Raw genomic sequence first — 3,502 nt, 5'->3', positions numbered from 1 at the left:
GTGACGGGCTCCGACACTGCGGGCTCGGACACGACCGGGTCGGAGGTGACGGGCTCCGACACTGCGGGCTCGGACACGACCGGGTCGGAGGCGGCGGGAGAGGACGCGGCCGGCTCGTCGTCGGAGCGGGCGGCGGTGGCGACGGCCGGCTCGGCGGTCGCGGACTCGGCGGGGGCGGGCTCGGACACGGTGGCTGCGGCCGAGGGCTCGTCGACCACAGCGACCGGGCGCGGCTCGTCGACGGTGGCGGTCACCGCGGGGGCGGTCTCCACCGTGGGCGTCGCCGGGGCGCCGGACCGGCGACGGCCGACGACCACCCAGCCGACGCCGAATCCGATGAGCAGGGCCAGGATCACGAACAGCCACTGCCCGAAGCTCGACGGCATGGCCAACCTCCTTCTATGTACGTGCACGACGGTGGCGAAAGACTCGGGGCAGCTTCGCACACGCGCGCGGCGCACGACAGGCAGCCCGGGGCCGGGCCACGACGGTGGGACCGGCGGTGTCGGCCGGTGCCCGGAGGATGACCGAGCGTGTGCCGAAAGGCGGCGTCGAGCGGATCGGAGAACGGGGAGACGCCCCGGAACCCGGGTGCCGTGCGTGGTTCCGGGGCGTCCCGTCCGTCGCCCGTGGCCGGTCAGTGGATCCGGTCGGGCGCAGGGGTGTCGGCGGAGTCCCAGCTGTAGAAGCAGCCGGCCACGGCCTCGCGGGGCGAGTGCCAGGTCGGCAGGTACGGGGAGGTGTGCGCGGACAGCCGCTTGTTCACCTGTTCGTAGAGCGGGTTGTCGCGCAGTTCCGCGGTGAGATCGGGGGCGACGTCGACGGTCTCCATCAGATGAACGCACAGGTCGTGCAGGTAGTACAGCGACCGGTGCCGGACGCCGGTGAGGTGGGGGAGTTCGGTGGCGTCGGCCTCGGCGAAGATCTGCGCCACCCGCCCCTGTGCGCCCGGCACGATCCGGCTGACCACCAACAGTCGACTCATCGTGACCCCTCTCGCCGCCGCGGTGCTGGCCTCACGGTGCCGGTCGCGCTGTCACCTCGCCGTCACCGCGTACCCCGGGGCATTGATGGTGGTGGCGACGGTGAGGTGGGGGCGCGCGGCGCCGGTTTGGCGGTCCGGTCCGTGCGGCGCGGCGGCGGCTCCGGGCGGCTGGCCCGGCGGATCGGCGCGAGGGTGTCGTCGAGCAGCGCGGTCATCGCCGGGGACGGTTCCAGCCGTAGTTCGCGCAGCAGCAGATCGCGGTAGACGTAGAAGGAGTGGACCGCCTCGAACGCGTTGCCCTCGGCCAGGTGGATGCGGACCACCAGACGGTGCGGGGTCTCCCGCAGCGGTTCGGCGGCCATCGCCTCCAGCGCCGCCTCCAGCGCCTCGCCGTGCCGTCCGGCGGTGAGGTGGTTGCCGGCGAGTTCCTCCAGCATGTGCAGGCGCAGCTGACGCAGCCGTTCGCGTTCCAGCAGCACCCAGTCGTCGTACCAGCCGGGGAGCAGGTCGTGGCGCCCGGCGCCGGCGGCGCCGCGCGGGACGGTGCCCTCGCGGACCAGCGCCGCGGTCTCCACCAGGTCGTCCACGTCGAGGCGGACGGTCGGTCCGAGGCGGACGGTGTCGCCGTCGGTGCGCAGCGGGCAGCACGGATCCTGCCGCAGCCGCCACAGCGCGGTGCGCAGCGACGACAGCGCCCGCTCTTCAGGCGTCTCGGGCCACAGCAGCCCGGCGAGGTGGCTGCGGGTCGCGGCCGGGCGCAGGCCGATCAGCGCGATGACGCGTTGCAACCCCCGGGGTACGACCACGGGCGTGTCGTCGTGCAGCAGCTGGAAGCCGCCCAGCAGATGCAGTGACACCCGTGGGGCGGGTTCGCCCGCCGTCGGCATTCTCGATCCACCCGACACGGCGCACCCCCCAGCACCGGAACCCTCGTCCCGACCGTTTCGCGTTGCCCGGACCGCCGCCCGCGACGCCGGTGTCGGAACGCCTCCGCCACGGCCGGAAGCTCCACCGTGGCCGGGCTGACCGAGACGCAGAATATCAACGCCTGTTACTCTCAGTCAACGGTCGGTCGGTCACCTGACTATCCGTAGTGGGCTCGGTAATACGCCCGTGATCTGCGAAGAAGTGTCGTCACCTGGGGGCCGGAAAGCGATCTTCCCATAGCTCGCGCACAGCTTGCGTCAACGCAGCGTCACCATGTTTGTGGCCCGATGGGGCCCGGTTGACGCCCGGTAGACGCCGTCGGCGCGACCGTGTGGCAATCCGTGCGGCGCGACCGGTTCGCCGCGCACCGGGACGTCCAGGAGGCGCGAATGGACCGTTCGCTCATCGTCGCCAAGGTGGTGCCGACGGCCGAGGACCGGGTGGCCGAGATCTTCGCCGAGTCCGACGCGACCGAGCTGCCCGGCCTGGTCGGGGTCCGGCACCGTTCGCTGTACCGGCTGCACGACCTCTACGTCCATCTGCTGGAGACGGAGACGCCCGCGCAGGGCGCGGTGGAGGACAACCGCGGGCATCCGGAGTTCATCCGGATCAGCGAGCGGCTGCGGCCGTACATCTCGCCGTACCTGCCGACCTGGCGGTCGCCGCGCGACGCGATGGCGCACTGCTTCTACCGCTACGACGCGCCGGCCCACCGGTACGACACCGCCGGGCGGCCACTGTGACCACGACCGCCCCGCGCGACGAGCAGCTCTGGTCGAGGTGCGACGGATGCGCGTCGCTGCTCTACCGCAAGCGGCTGCGCCGGAACCTGGACGTCTGCCCGGAGTGCGGCTCGCACGCGCGGCTGGACGCGCCGGACCGGGTGGCGCAGCTGGCCGACCCGGACTCGTTCGTCCCGCTGCCGGACCGGGCGGTACGCGTCGACCCGATCGAGTTCGTCGACGAGTTGCCGTACCCGCACCGGCTCGGCGCGGCCCGCGCGGCGACCGGCCTGGACGAGGCGGTGCTCTGCGGCACCGCCCGGCTGGGCGGGCACCCGGTCGCGCTGGCGGTGATGGACTTCCGCTTCCTCGGCGGCAGCCTCGGCTGCGCGGTCGGTGAGCTGATCACCCGGACCGCCGAGCGGGCGCTCGCCGACGGCATCCCGCTGGTGCTGGTGACCGCGTCGGGCGGGGCGCGGATGCAGGAGGGCGCGCTGTCGCTGATGCAGATGGCCACCGTCAGCCAGGCCCTCGCCGGGATGCGGGAGGCGGGCCTGCTCACTGTCAGCGTGGTCACCGATCCCACGTACGGCGGGGTGGCCGCCTCCTTCGCTACGAACACCGACCTGGTGCTGGCCGAGAGCGGCGCCCGGCTGGGCTTCGCCGGCCCTCGAGTGATCCGCCAGGTCACCGGCGCGAAGCTGCCGGAGGGCTTCCAGACCGCGGAATACCTGCTGCGGCACGGCCAGGTGGACATGGTGGTGCCCCGGCACGCGCTGCGGGGCCGGCTCGCGGCGCTGCACGACCCGCTCGACCTCGACGGCATGCGGATCAGCGTGGAAGCCAGCGGCGGCATCGCCGTCGCCCC

Annotated in this window: 4 protein-coding genes and 1 pseudogene; 2 read left to right on the top strand and 3 right to left on the bottom strand. The window is 73.3% G+C overall.

Translation table 11 applies throughout. The features are described 5' to 3' along the window. From AC2CHG_RS30665 to AC2CHG_RS30655, 3 genes and pseudogenes are all read right to left on the bottom strand, one after another. A pseudogene (locus AC2CHG_RS30665) lies at nt 1–386 on the bottom strand (helix-hairpin-helix domain-containing protein); the annotation flags it as partial. Nucleotides 387–637: 251 nt separating this feature from the next. Continuing rightward, nucleotides 638–985 (bottom strand): TcmI family type II polyketide cyclase, encoded by a 348-nt coding sequence (locus AC2CHG_RS30660; protein ID WP_262011755.1) that lies wholly within the window; start codon nt 983–985, stop codon nt 638–640. Between the two features lie 62 nt (nt 986–1,047). Then, the gene (locus tag AC2CHG_RS30655) at nt 1,048–1,872 is read right to left on the bottom strand and encodes an AfsR/SARP family transcriptional regulator (protein WP_484526128.1); all 825 of its coding nucleotides are present in this window, start codon (nt 1,870–1,872) and stop codon (nt 1,048–1,050) included. 429 nt (nt 1,873–2,301) lie between these two features. Between AC2CHG_RS30655 and AC2CHG_RS30650 the strand changes: the two genes are divergently transcribed. Both AC2CHG_RS30650 and accD read left to right on the top strand, forming a co-directional pair. Continuing rightward, entirely contained in the window at nt 2,302–2,655 is a 354-nt protein-coding gene (locus AC2CHG_RS30650; protein WP_194799242.1) for a TcmI family type II polyketide cyclase, read from the top strand. Then, nucleotides 2,652–3,502, top strand: an 851-nt coding sequence (accD, locus tag AC2CHG_RS30645) for an acetyl-CoA carboxylase, carboxyltransferase subunit beta (RefSeq protein ID WP_484526127.1), incomplete at its 3' end; no start/stop codon positions are given. The genes AC2CHG_RS30650 and accD, both read left to right, overlap by 4 nt.

The organism is Micromonospora sp. ATLC20, from assembly GCF_057196585.1.
The sequence above is the reverse complement of the archived record's forward strand: the minus strand, read 5'-3'. Positions and strand labels throughout refer to the sequence as shown.